Raw genomic sequence first — 1880 nt, 5'->3', positions numbered from 1 at the left:
ATGCAGGTATGTCGCCTTATCAAGTGCCGACTTATTATAAATTACGTCTGGATGTGAAGTCAGATCCACAAACTGGTTACTTTCAGGCGAAATTGCCTTTCAATGGTGGAGGATGGTGTAAATGGAAAATCAATCAAGCGTTTGTGGCGGTGGGGTATACCGATGTTAGTCATCTGGTGAAAGATGCCGAACTCTCTTCGGGAACAGGATTAACCGCCTTTATCAATGACGCCGCACGAACAAATTATTCTGAAGCCTCTGAGACTCGAGCATTGAATACGATAAATTTCAGCCCGGTTATTTACCCTGTTTTGAACGTGGTTGAGGGATATCCAAACAGCATTTCCTTACAAGGCAAGGTAGGTTCGTTTCCGTTTAGACTGAAATTAATTCCAGGAGAGGAATGGAAAATCACCTTCAAGCCCAAACTGGATGAAACCAAGATGCCAAAAATTACGGTAACTAATGGGAGAGGCGAATGGGTTGAGTATCCTAACGGAAGAATTGACCTCCATCGCCGAACTATAGACTACTGGAAAATAAAATAATATCTACCTTTGTAGGAATTGAGGAACAATTACCATGATAAATATCAAGCAATACTTATCGATCTTATCAGTGATTTTAATATCAGGCTGTGCTGATCCAAATGAGCCGCTTTCTCCTCCTAAAGAGAATCAATGGCTCACCGTAGAAGGGGTAGCGCCAAAATATACCAAACCTCATGTGTCCGCGGAATATATTTCGAAAAATTGCCTTGAGTATCGTCTGGATTCCAATATGTCGCCTTTTAAAGTACCGACTTATAACGGATTACGTTTGGAGGATGTAAAAGCTGATCCTAAAACTGGTTACTTTCAGGCAAAACTACCTTTCAATGGCGGTGGCCGATGTAAATGGAAAATTAATCGGGCCTTTGTGTCGATTAGTTATACCGATGTCCACCATCTGGTGAAAGATGCTATTCCATATTCGGCAACCGGTTTAATCGCATTTATCAATGATGCAGCCCGGACAGATATTAGCGAAATGCCCGCATCGAATACGATTGATTTTAGCCCGGTTATTTATCCTGTTTTGAAAGTAGTTGAAGGTCGCCCAAGCCGGGTATTCTTACAAGGTGAAGTATTAAAAATGCGCCCTTTTCGACTGAAATTAACTCCAGGAGCTAAATGGAAAATTACCTTCAAGCCTAAACTGGATGAAACAAAAATGGCAAAGGTTACAGTGACTCGCGAGAAAGGTGAATGGGTTGAATACCCCGGAGGCAAGATAGATTACGGCGATCAAGAAGTCGATTTTCGATTCATGTACATGAATATGAAATAACGCTGTAGGAATTGAGGAAAACTTACCATGATACATATCAAGCAATTTACTAACTTACATCAACATCAAAAATAAGGAGTCCATATGAACGATGGATTACACTTTCTTTGTCATATTACCGATTTGCCGGAGAAAACTTTTGCGGTAGCTGAATTTTCTTTACAGGAGGAGTTATCCGAATTATTTACCCTATCCTTAACGCTGGTCAGTAAACGGGCCGATATTGATCTGGAATCACTGTTATTACAATCGGTGAAATTCCGGGTGATTTTCAACGATGTTGAGCAACGTCAGGTTAGCGGCATTGTCACACAGGCTATTCGGGGGGATACGCATGCGCATCGTACCATTTATTCCCTCACCGTCCAGCCCGCGCTCTGGCGGATGAATTTGAATCAGGACAGCCGGATTTATCATCGGCAAAGCGTGCCGGAGATCCTCAAGAGTTTACTGAAAAAACATGGCATCCTGTTCGATTGCCAACTGGATGAGTTTCATTACACACGGGAGTATGTGACGCAAAAACGGGAGTCCGATTATGCCTTCTTTGC

At 42.2% G+C, this 1880-nt stretch carries 3 protein-coding genes; all 3 read left to right on the top strand.

The annotated features are described in order from the left end of the window. A partial coding sequence (locus Phpb_RS15810) for a hypothetical protein (RefSeq protein WP_240492576.1) occupies positions 1-548 on the top strand: 548 nt, incomplete at its 5' end. Between the two features lie 34 nt (positions 549-582). Continuing rightward, on the top strand, positions 583-1329 hold the full coding sequence (locus tag Phpb_RS15805; RefSeq protein ID WP_065391179.1) for a hypothetical protein: 747 nt from the start codon (positions 583-585) through the stop codon (positions 1327-1329). A gap of 84 nt (positions 1330-1413) precedes the next feature. Next, positions 1414-1880 (top strand): contractile injection system protein, VgrG/Pvc8 family (locus tag Phpb_RS15800; RefSeq protein ID WP_276204278.1); only part of this gene is annotated, 467 nt, incomplete at its 3' end.

Source organism: Photorhabdus namnaonensis (genome assembly GCF_001684335.1).
Lineage (GTDB): Bacteria > Pseudomonadota > Gammaproteobacteria > Enterobacterales > Enterobacteriaceae > Photorhabdus > Photorhabdus namnaonensis.
Note: the sequence above shows the minus strand (reverse complement) of the source record. Positions and strands in the feature narration are given on the sequence as shown.

Bases quoted from the DNA above. Each gene is read 5' to 3' on its own strand.
- Phpb_RS15805 (WP_065391179.1), top strand. From the start codon at position 583: ATGATAAATATCAAGCAATACTTATCGATCTTATCAGTGATTTTAATA.